This window comes from Corallococcus exercitus (assembly GCF_003611585.1).
In the GTDB taxonomy this organism is placed as follows: domain Bacteria; phylum Myxococcota; class Myxococcia; order Myxococcales; family Myxococcaceae; genus Corallococcus; species Corallococcus exercitus.
The window spans coordinates 19722-38286 of sequence record NZ_RAVW01000033.1 but is presented as its reverse complement, the minus strand read 5'-3'; the positions used below and the strand labels follow the sequence as shown (position 1 = coordinate 38286).

Here is an 18565-nt window from a genome sequence, read left to right as displayed (position 1 = left end):
GTGTATAAGAGACAGTTCCGTGGCCGCACCCGCGCAGCCGCCTGGCACGCCCGCGCCGAACGCTCCGCCTCCGAACGCGCGGCAGGCTCCCGCCTCGCGAAGTTCCCGGCCGCCCGCGTCCCAGAACCCGGACGACGTTCCGGAGGTGCCACCGCCCTTCCAGGCGAACGTGTCGGATCCGCTGCTCACGCCCGCGCCTCCCGCGCCCCAGCAGCTCCAGTCCTGGAACGAAGCGCTCACGCTCCTGCGCCAGCGCTCCACCGACCTCCAGGCCGCCCTGGGCCAGATTGAGGTCGCCGCGGGCACGTGGCGCATCGCGCTCGCCAACCTGCTGCCCTCCGTCGGGGGCGAGCTGTCCGCCCAGTACAACATCCTCAACCCGAACATCCCCGCCGTGGGCGGTGGCGTCGGCGGCGGCGTGGGCGGTGGCGTCAGCGGCGCCGAAGGCTTCACGCCCACGCAGCTGCTGGGCATCGGCGTGCTCACCGCGAACGTGCCCGTGGTGGACCTGGCCAGCCTCTACGCCCTGGGCAGCGCGAAGGAGTCGCGGCGCACCGCCGACCTGTCGCTCGCGGAGACGCGCCGGCAGCTCACCCGCGGCCTCGCGCAGGCCCTGGTCTCCGTCTCCTCCAACGAGCGGCTGGCGGAGGTCAACCGCGTCAACCTGCGCACCGCGCTGGAGCGGCTGGCCCTCGCGCAGCGCCGCTACGAGCTGGGCGCCGGCACCCGCCTGGACGTCGTCCGCGTGGAACAGGACGCGCAGTCCGCACGCCGCAACGTCGTCACCGGCGATGAGAACCTGCGCCAGGCGCGCGAGGCCCTCGGCCTGGCCCTGGGCACCCCGTCCCCCGTGGGCATCAAGCCGGGCCTGGATCTGAACACGTTCCTCGAGGGCGCCAACGCGGCCTGCCGCACGCTGGAGTCGCTGGAGAACCGTCCGGACATCGCCGCCGCGCGCTCACGGCAGGTGGTGGCCGAGCGCGCCATCGGCGAGGTGCAGCGCCAGTACGCGCCCACCCTGGACATCACCAGCACCACCACCGGGCTCACCGTCAACCCGGGCTTCGCGCAGGTGCCCATCTGGAACGTCGGCGCCAGCCTGGTGCTGCCCTTCTGGGACGGCGGCGCGCGCGAGGGCCGCCTGCGCCAGGCGCGCGGACAGCTGGAGCAGGCCCGCGCGGACGTCACCAACCGCGAACGCAACATCACCGTGGAGGTCACCCAGGCCAAGCGCGCCGTGCAGGTGACCCAGGCGACGCGGGAACTGGCGGACCGCGAGCGCAAGCTCGCCGAAGAGAACGACCGGCTCACCCGCCGCAGCTTCGAGGTGGGCACCGGAACGAGCCTCGAACTGGTGCAGTCAGCCGGGGCCCTGCGGCAGGCCGAACTGGAGCTCGTCCTCCGTGACTTCCAGTTCCGCCAGGCCCTGGTGGATGCATTCCTGTCGGAGGCCGCATGCGATTGGTGAGGGGTGGTTGGGGCGCATGGGGGCTCGTGCTCGCGCTGGCGGGCGGGTGCAGTGGCGGCAAGGACGCCCCTGGAGGCGGCCCCCAGGCGGGCCAGCAGAGCCAGGGCGGCGGCAAGCCCACGCCGGTGCAGGTGCTGGCCGTGAAGCCCGGCCCGGTGCGCGACACCCGCGAGTACGTGGGCACGCTCATCTCCCGCAGCAGCATCACCGTCGTCCCGCAGGTCGCCGGCTACATCCAGAAGATCCCCGCCCGCCCCGGCCAGAAGGTGAAGGCCGGAGACGTGCTGCTCGTGGTGGATCCACGGCAGGAGCAGGCCACCCTGCGCGCCACCCAGGCCCAGAAGGCCTCCGCCATCGCCAGCCGCGAGTTCGCGCGCAAGACGCGCGAGCGCAGCGCCCAGCTCCTCAAGGAAGGACTCGTCAGCCGCCAGGACTACGAGCAGGCCGTGGCCCAGGCCGCGCAATCCGAGGCCCAGGCCCAGGCGGCGGAGGCGCAGATTCAAAACCAGCAGGTGCAGCTGGGCTTCTTCAACGTGAGCGCCCCCTTCGACGGCGTCGTGGGCGACATCCCGGTGAAGCTGGGCGACTACGTGACGCCGCAGACGGCGCTCACCATCCTGGACCAGAGCCGCGCGCTGGAGCTGTCCGTCCAGGTGCCGGTGGACCAGGCCGCGCGCGTGAAGGTGGGACAGACGCCGCTGGAGGTGCTCAACGAGGACGGAGAGCCCATCGTCCGCGCCCCCGCCTCCTTCGTCGCCACCACGCCCGACCCCAACACGCAGCTGGTGGAGGTGCAGGCCAACTTCGCGAACACCGTGGGCCTCAGGGCCGGCCAGCTGGTGCGCGCGCAGCTCGTCTACGACGTGCGCGACGCCTTGAAGATGCCCACCACCGCGGTGACGCGGCAGGGCAACCAGTCCTTCGCCATGGTGGTGGGCCAGGGCGACGCCGGCACCGTGGTGAAGCGCCAGCCGGTGACGCTGGGGCTGGTGGAGGGCAACGACTACGAGGTGCTCAAGGGGCTGGACGCGGGCACCCAGGTCATCATCAGCGGGGTGCAGCAACTGCGGGACGGCATGCCCATCCAGCCGAAGCCCGTGCAGCAGGCACAAGGCCAGACGGACGGCATGCCCCTGCCGCCCGCGCAGGGCATCGGCGGCGGCTCGGACGCGGGTCAGTAGGGGGCTGCCATGTTCACCGACTTCTTCATCAGGCGCCCCGTCTTCTCCAGCGTGCTGTCCATCCTCATCACGCTCGTGGGCGCCATCTCCATTCCCAGCCTCCCCATCGAGCAGTACCCGGAGCTGGCGCTGCCGCAGGTCCAAATCACGTCCACGTACACCGGCGCGTCCGCGGAGACGGTGGAGAGCGCCGTCACCACCGTGCTGGAGCGCCAGCTCAACGGCATGGAGGGCATGCGCTACATGTCCTCCACCAGCACCAACGACGGCCAGTCCACCATCACCGCCACGTTCGACCCGTCGCGCGACGTGGACCTGGCGGCGGTGGACGTGCAGAACCGCGTCGCCACCGCCACGCCGCAGCTGCCCGCGCAGGTGAACGCGCTGGGCGTCACCGTGCGCAAGGCGCAGACGCAGCTGCTCGTGTCCTTCGGCGTCTATGACAAGGAGAAGCGCTACGACACGGAGTTCATCAGCAACTACGCGGACGTCTTCATCCGCGACGCACTGTTGCGCGTGAAGGGCGTGGGTGACGTGCGCATCTTCGGCGAGCGCCGCTTCGCCATGCGACTGTGGCTGGACCCCACGGAGCTGGCCCGGCGCCGCCTCACCGCGCAGGACGTGGTCAACGCGCTTCAGGAACAGAACGTCCAGGTGGGCGCGGGCAAGGTGGGCCAGGCCCCGTCCTCCAAGGACCAGGCGTACCAGCTGTCCCTCCAGGTGAAGGGCCAGCTGACGTCCGCGGACGAGTTCGGCGCCATCGTCATCCAGCGCGGGCAGGACGGCGCCCTGGTGCGCATCCGCGACGTGGGCCAGGTGAAGCTGGGCGCGGAGAACTACCAGCAGCTGCTGCGCTTCAACGGCCAGGACGCCGTGGGTCTGGGCATCACGCAGCTGCCCGGCTCCAACGCGCTGGACGTGCGCAAGGGCGTGGAGGCGGAGCTCCAGCGGCTGTCCGCCAACTTCCCGCCGGGCCTCACCTATCAGGTGGCGTTCGACACCACGGCCGCGGTGAGCGCCTCCATCGAGGAGGTGCTCAAGGCGCTGGGCGAGGCCATCCTCCTGGTCGTCCTGGTCATCTTCATCTTCCTGCACGGCTGGCGCAGCGTGCTGGTGGCGGTGACGACACTGCCGGTGTCGCTCGTCGGCACGTTCATGTTCGTCAACGCGTTCGGCTTCTCGCTCAACACGCTGACCCTCTTCGGCCTGACGCTGGCCACGGGCCTCGTGGTGGACGACGCCATCGTCGTCATCGAGAACGTGGAGCGCGTCATCGAGCACGAGAAGGTGGACGCGAAGGAGGCCACCCACCGGGGCATGCAGCAGGTGGCGGGCGTCGTCGTCGCCACCGCGCTGGTGCTGTCCGCGGTGTTCATCCCGGTGTCCTTCTTCCCCGGCACCACGGGCGCCATCTACCGGCAGTTCGCGCTCACCATCGCGTTCTCCATCAGCCTCTCCGCGCTCGTCGCGCTGACGCTGTCCCCCGCGCTGTGCGCGCGCCTCTTGCGCCCCAACGAGGGCCAGAAGTTCGCCCTGGCGCGCAAGTTCGACCAGGGCCTGGACGCGCTCCGGCGCGGGTACGGGAAGCTGCTGGGCCGGATGCTGGGCAAGCTGCGCTGGGTCGTCGTGGCCATCTTCGCCGTGTTCCTGGTGGCCACGGGCCTGCTCTACCGGGCCACGCCCACGGGCTTCATCCCGGACGAGGACCAGGGCTATCTCATCATCGCGGTGCAGGGCCCGGAGGGCACGTCGCTGGAGTACACGCGCAACGTGCTCATCCAGGTGGAGAAGCTGATTGGCCAGCAGGAGGAGGTCACGCAGATCTTCACCGTGGGCGGCTTCTCACTGCTGGGCACGGGCGCCAACTACGGCTCGCTCTTCATCAACCTGAAGCCCTGGGAGGAGCGCACGACGAAGGAGTCGAGCGTGGCGGGCCTGGTGGAGCGGCTGCGCGGTCCGCTGGCCCAGGTGGGCGGCGCGCGCGTGCTGCCCCTGCAACCGCCCGCCATCCGCGGCGTGGGCAGCGTGGGCGGCTTCGAGTTCGTGCTGGAGGACCAACAGGGCGGCCGCACGCTGGACGAACTGGCGCAGGCCACCCAGACGCTGGTGGGCAAGGCCAGCCAGGAGCGGCGCCTGCGCGGCGTGTTCTCCGCGTTCACCGCGGGCGCGCCGCAGCTCAACATCGACGTGGACCGGGAGAAGGCCAAGGCGCTGGGCGTGCCGCTGTCCTCGCTGTTCTCCACGCTCCAGGTGTACCTGGGCAGCCAGTACGTGAACGACTTCACCTTCTCCAACCGCGTCTACCGGGTGTTCGTGCAGGCGGCGACGCCCTTCCGCGACAACCCGAAGGACATCGGCAGCTTCTACGTGCGCTCGGACACCGGGGCCATGGTGCCGCTGGAGGCGCTGGTGAAGGTGACGCCCATGACCACGGCGCCCAACATCACGCACTACAACCTCTTCCGCTCCGCCAACGTCAACGGCCAGGGCGCTCCCGGCGTCTCCACCGGCCAGGCGCTCCAGGCCATGGAGGACGTGGCGAAGCAGGCCCTGCCCCCCGGCTTCACCTACGAGTGGACGGGCCTGTCCCAGGAGCAGAAGAGCGCGGGCAACACCGTGCTCGTCATCTTCGCGCTGGGCATCGTGTTCGTGTTCCTGGTGCTGGCCGCGCAGTACGAGAGCTTCGCCCTGCCCTTCGTCGTCATGCTCGCGGTGCCCGTCGCGATGATGGGCGCGCTCCTGTTGCAGAACCTGCGCGGGCTGGTGAACGACGTGTTCTGTCAGGTGGGCCTGGTGATGCTGGTGGGCCTGGCGTCGAAGAACGCCATCCTCATCGTGGAGTTCGGCGAGCAGCTGCGCGCGCGGGGCCAGGGCGTGGTGGAGTCCGCCATCAACGCGGCGGAGACGCGCCTGCGGCCCATCCTGATGACGTCCTTCGCGTTCCTCTTCGGCGTGGTGCCGCTGATGCTGGCCAGCGGCGCGGGCGCCTCCGCGCGCAAGTCGCTGGGCACGGCCGTCTTCGGCGGCATGCTCTTCTCCACCTTCGTGAACCTCATCTTCATCCCCGTGCTCTACGCGCTGGTGGAAGGGGCGCGCACGCGGATCCTGAAAAACCGGCAACACAATCCGCCGCCCGGGGCGCCGCACAATCCGCCGCCGCCGTCCATCCCTCCCGAGGGGGAGCCGCCGCGACCCCAGCCGGCGTAGCAGCGCGTCGCGAAGGACCCGCACAGCGGGCAGGCACTCGGGTGCGCTATCCCGCGCCGGAGCGTCCTGGTTATCCTTGGGCGACGCATGGCTTCTCCCCTGACTGTCGATGAGCGGCGTCGGTGGCTGTACACGTTGAAGCAGGCTCCCGCGCTGCGCCACACGCGTGCGTCCGTCCTCCTCCGCCTGTTGGAGAGGGCTCGGCCGGTGGAGCCCCTGCCGGGCGAGGGCATCTGCCGCGAAGGCGATCCGGTGGACGGCGTCTACCTCCTGCGCTCGGGCGAGTGGCGGGTGACGGCGGGAGGGACGGTGCTCCTGCACCTGCGCTCCGGCATGTCGCTGGGCGTGGAGGCGCTCGCGCGCGGCGCGTGGCCCGTCACGGTGACGGCGGAGTCCGCGTCGTCGCACGCCCTCTTCCTTCCTCGCGCGGAGCTGGAGGCGGCGGCGGGAACGCCCCGTCACGCCGGAATCCCGCCACGGGTGGACGTGGTGACGTTCCGCACGCAGGGGCTGGAGCTGCCGCCGGCGGTGCTGTCCACGCTGGTGGAGCTGGTGGCGAAGGTGATGGTCCACGACTTCGGGGACCGCGTGCTGCTCGTGCACGCGGGGACGAAGCGCGCGGAGGGCACGGTGCGCGGCGCGGACGGCGTGTTCCGCCGCACGGTGGGCCCGCGCTCGCCGTTCTTCACGGAGGGCGAGGACTTCGACTGCGTACTGGTGGAGGGCGTGCCGGTGCCGGAGGGCCTGACGCCGCGCGAGGTGTTGCTGGTGCCGCCCGGCGGTGAGGCGGACGGCGCGGGGCCCCCCGGAGCGCCGGTGCTGCCCACCGTGCTGCTGTCGCCGTGGCGGCCGCGGGCCAGCCCGACGCTGCGCGGGCGCGCGCTGCCGGACGAGGACGGCTGGGACGAGGACGCGCCGCCGCCCGGGTGCCGGCTGCGGCTGGACTGGGAGCGGCTGATGGTGCGCCCCGGGGACTCACGTCCGCTGGCGGCGCTGGGGTTGGACGCGGGGACGCGGGACGCGCTGTCGCGGTGGGCGCGCGCCATCACCGGGCGGCGCGTGGGGCTGGCGCTCAGCGGCGGCGGCGTGTGGGGCTTCTACCACGTGCACCTGCTGCGCAGGCTGGCCGCGCTGGACGTGCCGGTGGACTTCCTCAGCGGCGCGAGCATGGGCTCGCTGGTGGGCGCGTACTACTGCGGCACCGCGCGCGACGGCCGCGAGGGATTGGACGGCCTGCGCCGGCTCCAGCACCGCGCCAGCGGCGGGCACCTGTCCGCCGCGGCGCTGTCCTCCGTGGTGACGACGCAGGCCATGGAGTGGCTGGTGCGCGGCGATTTGGGAGACCTGGCGCTGGAGGAGCTGCCCATGGGCTTCCTGCCGGTGACGACGGACCTGACCACGGGCCGCTGCGTGGTGCTGGAGAAGGGGCCGCTGGCGCTGGCGGTGCGCGCGAGTGGATCCGCTCCAGGAGTCTGGGCGCCCACGCTCCAGCCGCCCGCTCGCTACGTGGACGGGGCCTTCACCAGCATGGTGCCGGTGGAGGTGCTGCTCAACGCGGGTGCGGACCTGGTCTTCTCCAGCAACATCTTCCCCGCGGGCCACCACCACGCCGCGCGGCCGCTGCTGCCCGGGGCGGTGGGGCTGTTCCTCTCCGCGCTCAACCCGGTGGCGCGCGCGAAGGACCTGCTGGCCAGCGGCGTGCTGCTGCTGCACCGCAACGGCGACCTGGAGTCCGCGCGAGGGGACCTGCGATACGACGTGGGCACGCGCGACCATCCGCTGATGGGGTCCATGCGCTTCACGCACGTGGACGCGGTGCTGGACGAGGCCGCGCGCGACATGGGCCTGGAGCAGAAGCTGCTGGAGCTCAAGCAGGCGTGGGAGTCGCTGCGCGTGCGCAGGACGCCGTCTGGTGGAAAGAGGGCCGCGTGATTCCCGTGCGCATCCTCGGCACCGCGAGCGTGCTGCCCGGTCCGCCGGTGACGACCGCGGAGGTCTGCGCGCGCGTGGGCCGCGACGCGGCGGAGGTGGAGCGCAAGACGGGCATCCGCACGCGGCACTTCGCTCCGGCGGGGACGCGCGCGGCGGACCTGGGGGCCCAGGCCCTGCGGGAGGCCTTGCAGGCGGCGGGGCTTCCGGCGACGGCGCTCAAGCGGATCCTCTTCGTGTCGTCCATGGGCGGGGACGTCACCACGCCGGCCAACGGCAGCCGGGTGGCGGCGGCGCTGGGGCTGTCCGGCACGTGCGACGCGATGGACGTGGGCAACGCGTGCATGGGGTTCTTGAGCGCGTTCGACCTGGCGGCGCGCTCGGTGGCGACGGGGCTGGGGCCGGTGGGCGTGGTGTCCGTGGAGCTGCTGTCGCGCACCACGCGGCCGGAGGATCCGCGCCCCTACCTGGTGCTGGGCGACGCGGCGGCGGCGGTGGTGCTGGGAGAGGCGCGGCCCGGCGAGGGCGTGCTGGGAGCGGCGTTCGGCAACGACGGCACGCTGCCGCCGGACGTCGTCCTGGAGAACCCGCACCAGACAGGCCAGCGCGAAGGCATGCGCTTCCTCACGCCGTCGCGGGACATGACCCGCGTGGCGCTGGGGGCGCTGACGCGCGCGGCGTCGGCGGTGCTTCAGGGTGCGGGGCTGACGGTGGAGGACGTGGAGTGGGTGCTCACGCACCAGCCGAACGGGAGCATGTTCGCGGCCATCCTCCAGGCGCTGGAGGTGCCCGCGGACAAGAGCGTCACGGTGGTGGACACGGTGGGCAGCGTGGGCTCCGCGTCGCTGGGCACGGGGTTGGACCGGCTGTGGCGCACGCGGCCGGTGAAGCCCGGGGACCGGGTGTTGATGGTGGGCGTGGGCGCGGGCGTGGCGCACGGCGCGGTGCTGTACCGGGTGGCCGGGTGACGGCAACCGCGGTGGCGGCGAGGGCCGCGTGGCTGACGACGTTCCGCCTGCTCCAGCGCTACCACCGCTACGAGGTGGTGAACCTGGAGCCGCTGCTACGCCCCGGCGCGAAGCTGCTGGTGGGCTACCACGGGCGGCCCCTGGCGGTGGACCTGTGCATGCTGACGGTGACGCTGCACGACCGGCTGGGCTACCTGCCCCACGGCATCGCGCACGGCGCGTTCGACCGCATCCCCGGCCTGCGGCAGGTGGCGGACGGGCTGGGCTTCGTCACGGGGGACGGGCCGCTGCTGGCGCAAGCGGTGGCGAAGGGCGAGCACGTGCTGGTGCAGCCGGGAGGCACGCGCGAGGGCTGCCGCGACTTCCGGCACCGCTACCGCGTGGACTGGGGAGAGCGGCTGGGCTACCTGCGGCTGGCCGTGCGCCACGGGCTGCCCATCGTCCCCATCGCGGGCCACGGCATGGACGACGCGTACGTGGGCCTCAATGACGGCTACGCGTGGGGCAAGCGCGTGGGGATGCCCGGGCGGCTGCCGCTGTGGCTGGGCGTGGGCGCCACGGGCCTGTGGCCGCTGTCCCTGCCCTTCCCCGTGAAGATGACCCAGTGGGTAGGTGAGCCCCTGGCAACCCATCTGGCCCCGGGGTTCGACGCGGGGGACCGGGAGGCGCTCTTGACGGTGCACCGCGAGGTGACGGGCGCGGTGCAGGGGCTGCTGGACGCGGCGCGCGACTACCAGCGGACGCGGTAGGTGGCGGCGCGGCCCTGGCGGGCCTCGACCACGGTGGTGAGCCCCTTCACGCCGGTGGCCAGCGTCGCGTGGTGGCAGATGGAGCCGATGAACTCCGGGTAGGTCCCGCCCTCGCTCACCTTGATGCGGTAGTCCGTGTCCGACAGCCGCTCCACGTCCACGTGCAGGAAGTTGCTGCCGGAGGCCAGGTTGCGCGACGTGCGCTCCAGCGCGCGCGCGGGCCCCAGCAGCTTCAGCACCGTCTGGAGCGCGCGGCCCATGTTCGTCTCGAAGTAGCCCGCGATGAAGCGCTCGCCCAGCAGCCACTGCGCCTCGTTCATGGACACGTTCGGGAACAGCTCCGTCGCGACGGTCTGCAACACGCGCTGCCAGACGGCGTTGGGGTACGCGGGCTCCAGCTTCCGGTCCAGGTCCAGCCCGGCGTCCTTCAGCTTCGCGCGCAACGGGCCTTCCAGCCGGCCCTTCAGGGCCAACAGCAGTCCTTCGACCGTATGGCCGAAGACGATCTCGGACGGGTTCGACACGAGGGGCTCCTCCCGCCGCGGCTCGGGGGATGACGCGGCTGGGTGCCCCCTGGTTAGACCGGATACCAACTTGTGGACAACCCCTACATCCCCGGGGTGATGACGATTTCACGGTGAGGACAGTCGCACCTCCCTGTCGTCAGAAGCGTCCGGGCAGGCCTCACGGCAATGATTGCTCAGCTGTCCATGCGACGGCGGCATTTCACGTTTCGGGGGACCTCATGAGCTGGAGCATCCAGATTCCCGCGGTGAACACGCTGAAGCTCGCGCTGGGCAACGCCGCGCACGAGCAGGCGCTGGGTCACGCGGAGTTGAACGGCACCCCGGCCATCCCCATCCAGGGCGGCAAGGTGTCGCTGGCGGGAGCGCTCAAGGTCCCCGTGGAGCTCTTCAACGACCGGGACGACCAGGACGCGTACGGCATCATCGGCGTGCCCCCGAAGGAGCTGGACGGCTCCACGGTGGAGCCCCTCTTCTCGCCGGACGGGGCCGGGTGCTGGCTGAAGTACGCGGCGGAGCTGAGCGCGGAGGCCAACGGCCAGGGGAACTTCCCCTTCGTCGAGCTGAGCGGCGGCGGTTCGCTCCAGGTGAAGGTGGCGGACTACCGGCACCACGCCGCCACGAAGACGCTGGAGGACGCGCTGGGTTCGGACGCGAAGTCCCTGCGCCTGCCGTTCGTGCTGGGGGATGTGCAGGCGCTCCAGCCCGGAGACGCGCTGTCGTTCCAGACGCGCGTGGAGCTGAAGGCCGGGGTGAAGGTGTCCTGGTCCGCCATCAGCACGTCCCTGGTGGCGGCGCTCGCCAAGCGGCTGGCCGGACAGCTGGTGTTCGAACTGAAGGCGGAGGCGGGCGCGTCCATCGGCGGCACGGTGTCGCTCCAGGACGAGTTCCGCATCGTCTTCTCGCGGCCCCAGGACGGCGGGCCGTTCCGCGTGTCGGTCCGCAAGGCCACGTCGGACGCCGCGGCGGTGCACGTGTCCGCGGGCGTGTCGCTGGACTACTCGTCGCCGCTGCTCGCCTCCATCCTGGGCGCCGCGGACGCCAAGGTGCAGGACGCCCTGAAGATCGTCGAGGGCCTGGAGCAGGGCGCGCTCATGCCCGCGCTGCTCCAGGTGGCCGCCGCGCTGCTGAAGCAGCTGGGGTTCCTCAAGGCGGTGGAGCCCTCGCTGGCGTCGGTGAAGGCCGCGTACGAGGAGCTGAAGGACTTCGTCGAGAGCGTGGTGAGCGGAGCGCTCAAGGCGGGCTTCGAATACGAATACGCGCGGAGCACCGAGGACGCGACCCTCCTGGAGCTGGAGGTGCCCGTCGGGGAGCTGGCGGGCGCGCACGGCGCGTTCGTCTCCGGCGACCTGGCGTCCATCCAGCACCGGGTGAAGGACGCGTGGCTGCGGCGCTACTTCCACATGAAGTCCGTGGAGTCCCAGCGCGTCTGGGGCCTGGGCCTGGGCTGGCGCGACGTCAACTTCGCCTCGCAGGAGGACCGGCGGAAGCTCAAGTCCGTGGTCCAGCACGCGTCCCGCGACCACCGCCAGGGCCCGCGCCGCTACGCCTTCCTGGGCGCGCGCAGCTACACGAGCTCCGGGCTGCTGTACGGGAAGACCTCCCGCTGGGGCCTGGACTTCAACGCCCAGATGCCGCGCTTCAGCCTCACGCCCAGCGCGGACGAGTTCGACTACTCCCTCTTCGCGCAGAGCGAGGTGGAGGACGGGCTGTCGAAGGAGCTGATCCAGCGCGCGGTGGATGCCGCCACCGTCTGGGGCGCGGTCCTCCCGGCGGACGCACCGGCGCTGGTGGAGCGCCTCTTCCGCGCGGCGCCCGCCGGCACGAAGACCACCACGCGGCTGGAGCTGCGGGTGGACAGCACCAGCTTCCGCAGGCTGCTGGCGAAGCTGGGCAGCGAGCCCGTCTTCGAACGCAACGCCTTCGCGCGCGGCCTGGCGCGAGCCCTGCCCCGGGCCAGCCAGCCCGTGCGCACCAGCCTCCAGCGCCGGGAGGACCTCTACACGCCGCTCTGGGACGCGTACCTCAAGGACGGGGCGAAGGACTGGACGTTGGACAAGGCGAGGGCGACCGTGGCGTACCACCTGAAGACCCAGGCGGGCGCGGACGGCTTCGTCGCGTCGCACTGGGAGCAGAGCGGCGCCACGGGCACGTTCTCGGACGTGCTCGTGCAGGCGTCGCGCTACGGGGGCGACATCGGGAGCCGGCCGTACGGCAAGGTGTACGCGTTCTGGAAGGACCTGCTCGACAAGCTCAGCGCGCTGAACAAGGCCATCCAGCTGGAGACCGTCATCGCGGAGAACGACGCGACCTCCGCGGTGCAGCAGGTGTTCACGGCCCTGGACGACCTGGTGTGCGACGACTTCCGCGTCGCCGCGTTCGTGGCGTGGCTGGATCAGCTCTCCGTGCGGTGGAAGCTGAACTCGGGCGTGCAGCGCACGCTCCAGGTGCGCGTGGGAGACCAGGAGTTCGTCGTCTCCCACGGCTGAGGGCCCGGGCCCTTCCGCGCTACCAGCGCATCCGGTACGTCGCGGAGATCCCCTCGCGGGTCTCCACCACGGTGGTGAGGTTCTTCACCCCCGTGGTCAGCGTGCCGAAGTGGCACAGCGCGCCGAAGAACTCCGGGTGGGTGCCGGCGTCGTTCACCTTGAGCCGGTAGTCCGTGGGCGCCAGACGCTCCACGTCCACGTGGACATAGTTGCTGCCCGACGCCATGTTGCGCGTCGTGCGCTCCAGCGTGCGCGCGGGGCCCACCAGCTTCAGCACGCCCTGCAGCGCGCGGCCCATGTTGGTGGCGAAGTAGGCGGAGATGAACCGCTCCCCCAGGTGCCAGTGCGCTCGCGACACCGGCAGGTCCGGGAAGAGCGTCTCCGAGCCCAGCGCCAGCATCTGGTACCACTGCGCCTTGGGGTACGCGGGCTCCAGCTTCCGGTCCAGGTCCAGGCCCACGGCCTTGAGCTTCGCGCGCAGCGGACCGTCCAGATGCCCTTGCAGCGCCACGAGCAATCCTTCGACCGTGTGGCCGAACACGACTTCTTCCTGCGGACTCACGACGGGATGCTCCTGCGACCCGGCTCGGGGGGAAGCCGCGGATGCGCCCGCCATGGGTAGACGGTCGCGCCTCCGCGAACAAATTGATCCGCACGTCCCTGGGGGGATTGTTCCACCAGCGGACGAATCAACTCCTGGAAGCCCCGCTACCAGCGCATCCGGTACGTCGCGGAAGGTCCCTCGTGGGCCTCCACCACGGTGGTGAGCCCCTTCACGCCGGTGGTCAGCGTCCCGAAGTGACACAGGGCCCCGATGAACTCCGGATGCAGGCCCCCTTCGTTCACCTTCAGCCGGTAGTCCGTGGGCGCCAGGCGCTCCACGTCCACGTGCAGGAAGTTGCTGCCATAGGCCAGGTTGCGCGTCGTGCGCTCCAGCGTGCGCGCGGGCCCCAGGAACCGCAGCACGCTCTGTAGCGCGCGCCCCATGCGGATGGAGAAGTAGGCCGTGATGAAGCGCTGGCCCAGGTGCCAGTGCGCCTGCGCGGGGGTGTGGCTGGGGAAGAGCACCTGCGCGGCCAGGACCAACATCTGGTGCCACTGGTCCTTGGGATAGGCGGGCGCCAGCTTCTGGTCCAGGTCCAGCCCCACGGCCTTGAACCTGGAGCGGAGCGGGCCGTCCAGATGCCCCTCCAGGGCCACCAGCAGGCCTTCGACGGTGTGGCCGAACACGACCTTCTCCATGGGACGCACGATGGGAACTCCTTCTCCACGGCGCGGGGATGCGTCCTTCTTCGGTAAACGCTCCTGGACCCGGGAACAACCCACCCCTCCCTTCGTGCAGCGGGATTTCCACCAGCGGACGGAGCAACTTCACGAAGCCCGTGGACCGTGTGTCATTCGTGGCTTCATTCCACCCCTATGTTGCTCAAGGTGTGTCTCAACGGAGCCCGCGCGGCCACGGATCATCCCCGGCTGCCCGTCACCTCCGAAGCGCTGGCACGGGACGCCGCCGCCTGTCACGCCGCGGGCGCGGGTGCGTTCCACGTGCATCCGCGAGCCGCGCACGGCGGCGAGTCCCTGGACGCGGAGGACATCGGCGCGGCGGTGTCCGCCATCCGCCGCGCCTGTCCGGGCGTGCCGGTGGGTGTCAGCACCGGCGCGTGGATCCTCCCGGACGTGACGGCCCGCCTCGCGTGCGTCGCCCGCTGGAAGGCGCTGTCCGCGAGCACCCGGCCGGACTTCGCCTCCGTCAACCTGTCGGAGCCCGGCTGGGAGTCCATCGCGGACGCGCTGCTCGACGCGGGCATCGGCGTGGAGGCGGGCGTGTGGTTCCCGGAGGACGTCCCCCGGCTCATGGCGTGGCCGCGCGCGTCCGGGTGCCTGCGCATCATGGTGGAGACGCAGTCCTCCCAACCGGCGGCCGCGTGCCGGGAGGCGCGGACGCTGGTGGACCTGCTGCGCGCCACGGGCCTCGCGCGTCCCCTGCTCGTGCACGGCTCCGAGGGCGGCGCGTGGGCCGTGCTCGAATGGGCACGGCGCCACGGCTTGGATGCGCGCATCGGCCTGGAGGACACGCTCGTGCTGCCAGACGGACAGCGCGCGGCGGACAACGCCGCGCTGGTGGCCGCGGCGCTTCAGCTCCGGAACGGATGACGCGCCGGAGCGCTCACTTCTCGCACGGCCCGCTTCGCCTGGCCTCGGGCAGGTAGAGACAGGCCAGGTACCGGGCCTCCCGGACCTGGGGCGCATCCGCGGTCAGCTTCCCGAACTCCTCGAGGAACCGTGCCTTCAGGCCGCAGCCGGTGGAGCTCTTCAGCGAGCACGCCTGCCCGGCGCGCGCGAGCATCGCGTCCAGGTCGAGGGGGGCGCCTCCACGGACGCCCCGGTAGTGCTTCGCCAGCTGCACGCAGGCCTCCGCGCTGCCACCGTCACAGCCCTGCGCCGCCACGCGGATCTCCTCCGCCCGGTCCCATTCGATCTCCCGTCCTTGCTGGTACGCCTGGGCCAGCTCGCCGCAGGCATCCGGGTCTCCCGCATCGCAGGCCTCCTTCAGGCGGCGGACGCGCACGACGTCCTTTGGCATGGGCAGTCCCAATGCCGTGCATTCGTCCTTCATCCGCGCCTTGCAGCCCTGGGCCTGGTAGAGGGGAAGGGCCTTCGCCGCGTTCTCCCGCAGCGCCTCCGGGCCGTTGTTCGCGAGCTTCCGCGTGATGATCATCAGCTTGGCGCAGCTGGTGCTGTCCTCCTGCTCGAAGCAGCTGGACTGCCAGGTCTTCACGGCCCGGCCGAGGTCCTCCTTCATGTAGACGTCGCCCAGGCGCTCGCAGGCCGCTCCTCCATCCGGCCACGCGCAGCCCAGCTCCAGCATGGCCAGCCCCTTGCGCTCATCCTTCGGCACGTTCACGAAGTCGTGGCCCAGGGACCAAGCCCGCCAGAGCTGCAAGCAGGCATCCACGCCGCGCCGGTTGCAGGCCTGCTCCAGCAGGAGCAGGGCCTTCGCGACGTCAGGCTTCTGTCCAGAGCTCCCCCACAGCAACACCTCGCCCAGGCGGCCGCAGGCATCCGCCTTGCCTCTTCCACCCTGGCACTCCTGGGTCCAGCGCTCGATGGGGTCGCGCGGCGGCGTCGCGTGGCCCGCCACCTTCGCCGGGTCCAGTTGGAGCGACTCCAGCACGGACTGCTTCGGCTTCTCCGGAGCGACCTTCGCAGGGTCCAGCTGGAGCGACTCCAGCACGGACCGCTTCGGCCCTTCGGCCTTCGCGCCGTCCACCGTGAGCCCCAGCATGCGCCGCACGTCGCCGCACGCCTCCGGCACCTCGTGGTCGCACGCGCGCTGGTAGTACATCGTGGCGCGGCCGGGGTTCACCGCCACGCTCGCGCCCTTCTCGTACGCGGTGCCCATCACGTAGCACGCCATGCCCAGGGCCACGCCCGAGCCCGTCTCACACATGGCGCGGATCTTCTCCAGCTTCGCGCCCTCCTCTGGCGTGACGGCCGGGGCCGGCTCCGGCTTCGCCGCCACCGCCGCGCTCGCGGCCGCGCACGCCTCCTGCTCCCCCATGCCGCACGCGGTGCGGAAGTAGCTGGCCGCGAGCCGCGCGTCCTTGCGCGTGCGCACGCCCTGGTCGAACTCGCGCGCCACCGTGAGACAGGCGACGCCGACGTTCCGGTTGCACGCCTGCACCAGCATCCCCATCCCCGCCGCCACGTCCTGCGTGACGCCGAAGCCGCCCATCAGCTTCAGCACGCCCAGGTTGTTGCACGACAGGCCATCATCCCCCTCGCAGCCGCGCTCGTAGAAGCGCACCGCTTGCGCGAGGTCCTTCGCCACGCCCCGGCCCTCGCCGTACAGCAGCGCCAGGTGTCCGCAGCCCTCCGGCAGGCCCTGCTCACAGCCCCGCGCGTACAGCCGCGCAGCCTCGGCCTCGTCCTTCGCGACGCCCCGGCCCTCCTCCTTCAGCACGCCCAGCGCCACGCACGCCCGCCGCTCGCCGCCGTTGCAGCCCAGCTCGTGGAGCGTCGCCGCGCGCGCCTCGTCCTTCGCGACGCCGTCGCCCACGCGCAGGCGCTCGGCCTGCTCGAAGCACGCTTGCGCGGTCCTCCCACCACAGGTGCGCTGGTACAGCGTGGAGAGCTGCTCGGCCTCCGACATCGGTTCATCCGAGGAGCCATGGGCACACGCCGCGAGCAGCGCGAGGACGGGCAGCACCCGCCACGCGAAGAGGAATTTCACTGAGGGCATGAGTGGATCCTTCCACCCCTCCCCCTTTCCGTCGAGGACCCCCTCCGTCTTCCAAGCCCTGCCTCGCGTGGCTTTCTATGATTGGCACACCATGCACGTGCCACCAGGAGCAGTCGGATCCCCTCCATCATCCCCGGAGGGTGTTCCAGACCCGGCGTGGGCACTCATCCTCGGCGTCTCCTCCGGCACGGGGGCGGCCATCGCGGAGGCCGTCGCTCGCAAGCCGGGCCTGAACGTCTTCGGCGTGCACCGGGGCCGCTACCTGGACACCGCGCGGGAGCTGGAGGCCCGCGTGCGAGAGCTGGGCAGGGACGTGCACCTGCGGCAGGCGGATGCCTCCACGCCGGAAGCCGCCGAGGCCGGCGCGGACGAGCTGCTCCAGCGTGCGGGCCCTCGCAGCGTGAAGCTGTTCGTGCACGCCATCGCCGGCGCGTCCGTGGGCCACTTCCTCTCCGACGGCCCGGACCGGCTGCACCCGCGCCGCATCCAGCGCACGTTCGACTGCATGGCGCACTCGTTCGTGTACTGGGCGCAGGCGCTGGTGAAGCGCGACCTGCTGGCCCCGGGCGCGCGCCTGCTGGGCCTGCAGAACCCGCTGGATGAGACGCACCTGGGCAACACCGGCCTCATCAGCGCCGCCAAGGCCGCGCTGGAGATGTACGTGCAGCACCTGGCCATCGAGCTGGGCCCCAAGGGCCACCGCGTGAACCTGCTCAAGTTCGGCACCGTGATGACGCCCGCGCTGCGCCACGTCTACTCGCCGGAGGCGCTGGCCCAACTGGAGGCGCGCCACGCGGCCATGAACCCCGCGGGGCGCATGGGCACGCTGGACGAGGTGGCCCGCTTCGTCACCGTGCTCGTGGGGGAGGACGCCGCCTGGTTCAACGGCGCCACCATCGACTTCACGGGCGGCATGACGCTGCGCCTGCTGGACCTGGTGCTCAACCCGTGACTGCCGGAACGCGGAACGTGAGGCAGTAGTAGAACGGTGACACCTGTTCCTCGATGACGTCTTCGGCGCCCTGGGGCAGCAGGTCGCGGGGGCTCTTCGCCTCGCGCGTGTAGAACGTGAGGGCGCGGAAGGCGGCGCGCTGGAAGAGCGACGGACGGAAGGCCGCGTCCAGCTGCTCGTCCACCACCACCAGCGGCGTGCCGGGTCGCGCCACGCGCGCCATCTCCCGCAGCGCCACCGCGGGCTGGCGGTAGCTCCCCATCGCTCCGACGTGGAAGACGCGGTCGAACGTCGCGTCGCGGAACGGCAGCGCGTGCGCGTCCGCCACCAAGAGCCGCGTGTCCTTCACGCCCCGGCCCTTCTTCAGCCGCTTCTCGCACTGCGCCAGCATGCCGGTGCTCAGGTCCAGGCCCCACACCTCCACGGGCAGGCCCGGCGGCAGCGAGCCCCGGATGCGCGGCAGGTTCGCGCCCGCGCCCACGCCCACCTCCAGCACGCGCACGGGCTGGCCGTCGTCGCGCGGCCTCAGCGCGCCCAGCTCCAGCCTGCGCATGTACCCGTCGCGCATCCGCGACTCGGAGACGGACTGGAACAGCGGCGTCAGCACGGCCGTCAGCGGATCATGCAGCACGGGCAGCCCGTCATAGATGTGGCGCATGAGGCGGTCCGTGCCCTGGACGCGGTCCTCGCGGTACAGCCGGGCGAGCCCGTCCTCCACCGCCCACGTCTCGCCGCAGCCTCCGCAGAGCAGTCGTCCCTCGTCCAGCCGGCCGTCCTCGCTCTGCCCGTGCCACACCAGCTGGCCCCGGCAATCCGGGCACGCCAGCAACGCCACGTCCCGCACCCACATCATCG

14 protein-coding genes are annotated in these 18565 nt (G+C 71.6%); 9 read left to right on the top strand and 5 right to left on the bottom strand.

All coding sequences use genetic code 11. From position 1 onward, the window contains the following. The first annotated feature begins 4 nt into the window (after positions 1-4). The 6 genes from D7W79_RS06960 to D7W79_RS06935 all read left to right on the top strand — a co-directional run bounded on the left by D7W79_RS06960 (position 5) and on the right by D7W79_RS06935 (position 9502). The gene (locus tag D7W79_RS06960; protein ID WP_244221629.1) at positions 5-1468 is read left to right on the top strand and encodes a TolC family protein; all 1464 of its coding nucleotides are present in this window, start codon (positions 5-7) and stop codon (positions 1466-1468) included. Next, complete coding sequence (locus tag D7W79_RS06955; RefSeq protein ID WP_120524544.1) at positions 1456-2649, top strand: efflux RND transporter periplasmic adaptor subunit; 1194 nt, start codon at positions 1456-1458, stop codon at positions 2647-2649. Before D7W79_RS06960 ends, D7W79_RS06955 begins: the two co-directional genes overlap by 13 nt. Before the next feature lie 9 nt (positions 2650-2658). Next, on the top strand, positions 2659-5856 hold the full coding sequence (locus D7W79_RS06950; protein WP_120524543.1) for an efflux RND transporter permease subunit: 3198 nt from the start codon (positions 2659-2661) through the stop codon (positions 5854-5856). Positions 5857-5943: 87 nt separating this feature from the next. After that, on the top strand, positions 5944-7788 hold the full coding sequence (locus D7W79_RS06945; RefSeq protein WP_120524542.1) for a cyclic nucleotide-binding and patatin-like phospholipase domain-containing protein: 1845 nt from the start codon (positions 5944-5946) through the stop codon (positions 7786-7788). Then, positions 7785-8753, top strand: coding sequence for a 3-oxoacyl-ACP synthase III family protein (locus D7W79_RS06940; protein ID WP_120524541.1), 969 nt, complete (start codon positions 7785-7787; stop codon positions 8751-8753). The genes D7W79_RS06945 and D7W79_RS06940 overlap by 4 nt, the downstream gene beginning before the upstream one ends. Next, positions 8750-9502, top strand: a complete 753-nt coding sequence (locus D7W79_RS06935) for a lysophospholipid acyltransferase family protein (protein WP_120524540.1) — start codon at positions 8750-8752, stop codon at positions 9500-9502. The genes D7W79_RS06940 and D7W79_RS06935 overlap by 4 nt, the downstream gene beginning before the upstream one ends. Here the strand turns inward: D7W79_RS06935 and D7W79_RS06930 are convergent. Further along, complete coding sequence (locus D7W79_RS06930; protein ID WP_120524539.1) at positions 9484-10026, bottom strand: DUF2378 family protein; 543 nt, start codon at positions 10024-10026, stop codon at positions 9484-9486. The genes D7W79_RS06935 and D7W79_RS06930 overlap by 19 nt on opposite strands. Before the next feature lie 221 nt (positions 10027-10247). On the opposite strand from D7W79_RS06930, the gene D7W79_RS06925 reads away from it, so the two are divergent. Further along, a complete protein-coding gene (locus D7W79_RS06925) occupies positions 10248-12515 on the top strand; it encodes a hypothetical protein (RefSeq protein WP_120524538.1) in 2268 nt (755 codons plus the stop codon). Between the two features lie 19 nt (positions 12516-12534). On the opposite strand, the gene D7W79_RS06920 is transcribed toward D7W79_RS06925, so the two are convergent. Beyond that, complete coding sequence (locus D7W79_RS06920; RefSeq protein ID WP_244221628.1) at positions 12535-13077, bottom strand: DUF2378 family protein; 543 nt, start codon at positions 13075-13077, stop codon at positions 12535-12537. A 146-nt stretch (positions 13078-13223) separates the two neighbouring features. After that, positions 13224-13757, bottom strand: coding sequence for a DUF2378 family protein (locus D7W79_RS06915; protein WP_244221627.1), 534 nt, complete (start codon positions 13755-13757; stop codon positions 13224-13226). A gap of 177 nt (positions 13758-13934) precedes the next feature. On the opposite strand from D7W79_RS06915, the gene D7W79_RS06910 reads away from it, so the two are divergent. Continuing rightward, positions 13935-14669 carry a 3-keto-5-aminohexanoate cleavage protein gene (locus D7W79_RS06910; protein ID WP_120524536.1) on the top strand — a complete coding sequence of 245 codons (735 nt, stop codon included), beginning with the start codon at positions 13935-13937 and terminating at the stop codon, positions 14667-14669. 13 nt (positions 14670-14682) lie between these two features. Here the strand turns inward: D7W79_RS06910 and D7W79_RS06905 are convergent, their stop codons facing one another. Further along, positions 14683-16758 (bottom strand): SEL1-like repeat protein, encoded by a 2076-nt coding sequence (locus D7W79_RS06905; protein WP_120524535.1) that lies wholly within the window; start codon positions 16756-16758, stop codon positions 14683-14685. Positions 16759-16849: 91 nt separating this feature from the next. On the opposite strand from D7W79_RS06905, the gene D7W79_RS06900 reads away from it, so the two are divergent. After that, positions 16850-17710, top strand: coding sequence for an SDR family NAD(P)-dependent oxidoreductase (locus D7W79_RS06900; protein WP_244221626.1), 861 nt, complete (start codon positions 16850-16852; stop codon positions 17708-17710). On the opposite strand, the gene D7W79_RS06895 is transcribed toward D7W79_RS06900, so the two are convergent. Then, the gene (locus D7W79_RS06895; protein WP_208729653.1) at positions 17700-18563 is read right to left on the bottom strand and encodes a methyltransferase domain-containing protein; all 864 of its coding nucleotides are present in this window, start codon (positions 18561-18563) and stop codon (positions 17700-17702) included. The genes D7W79_RS06900 and D7W79_RS06895 overlap by 11 nt on opposite strands. Positions 18564-18565: the final 2 nt, after the last annotated feature.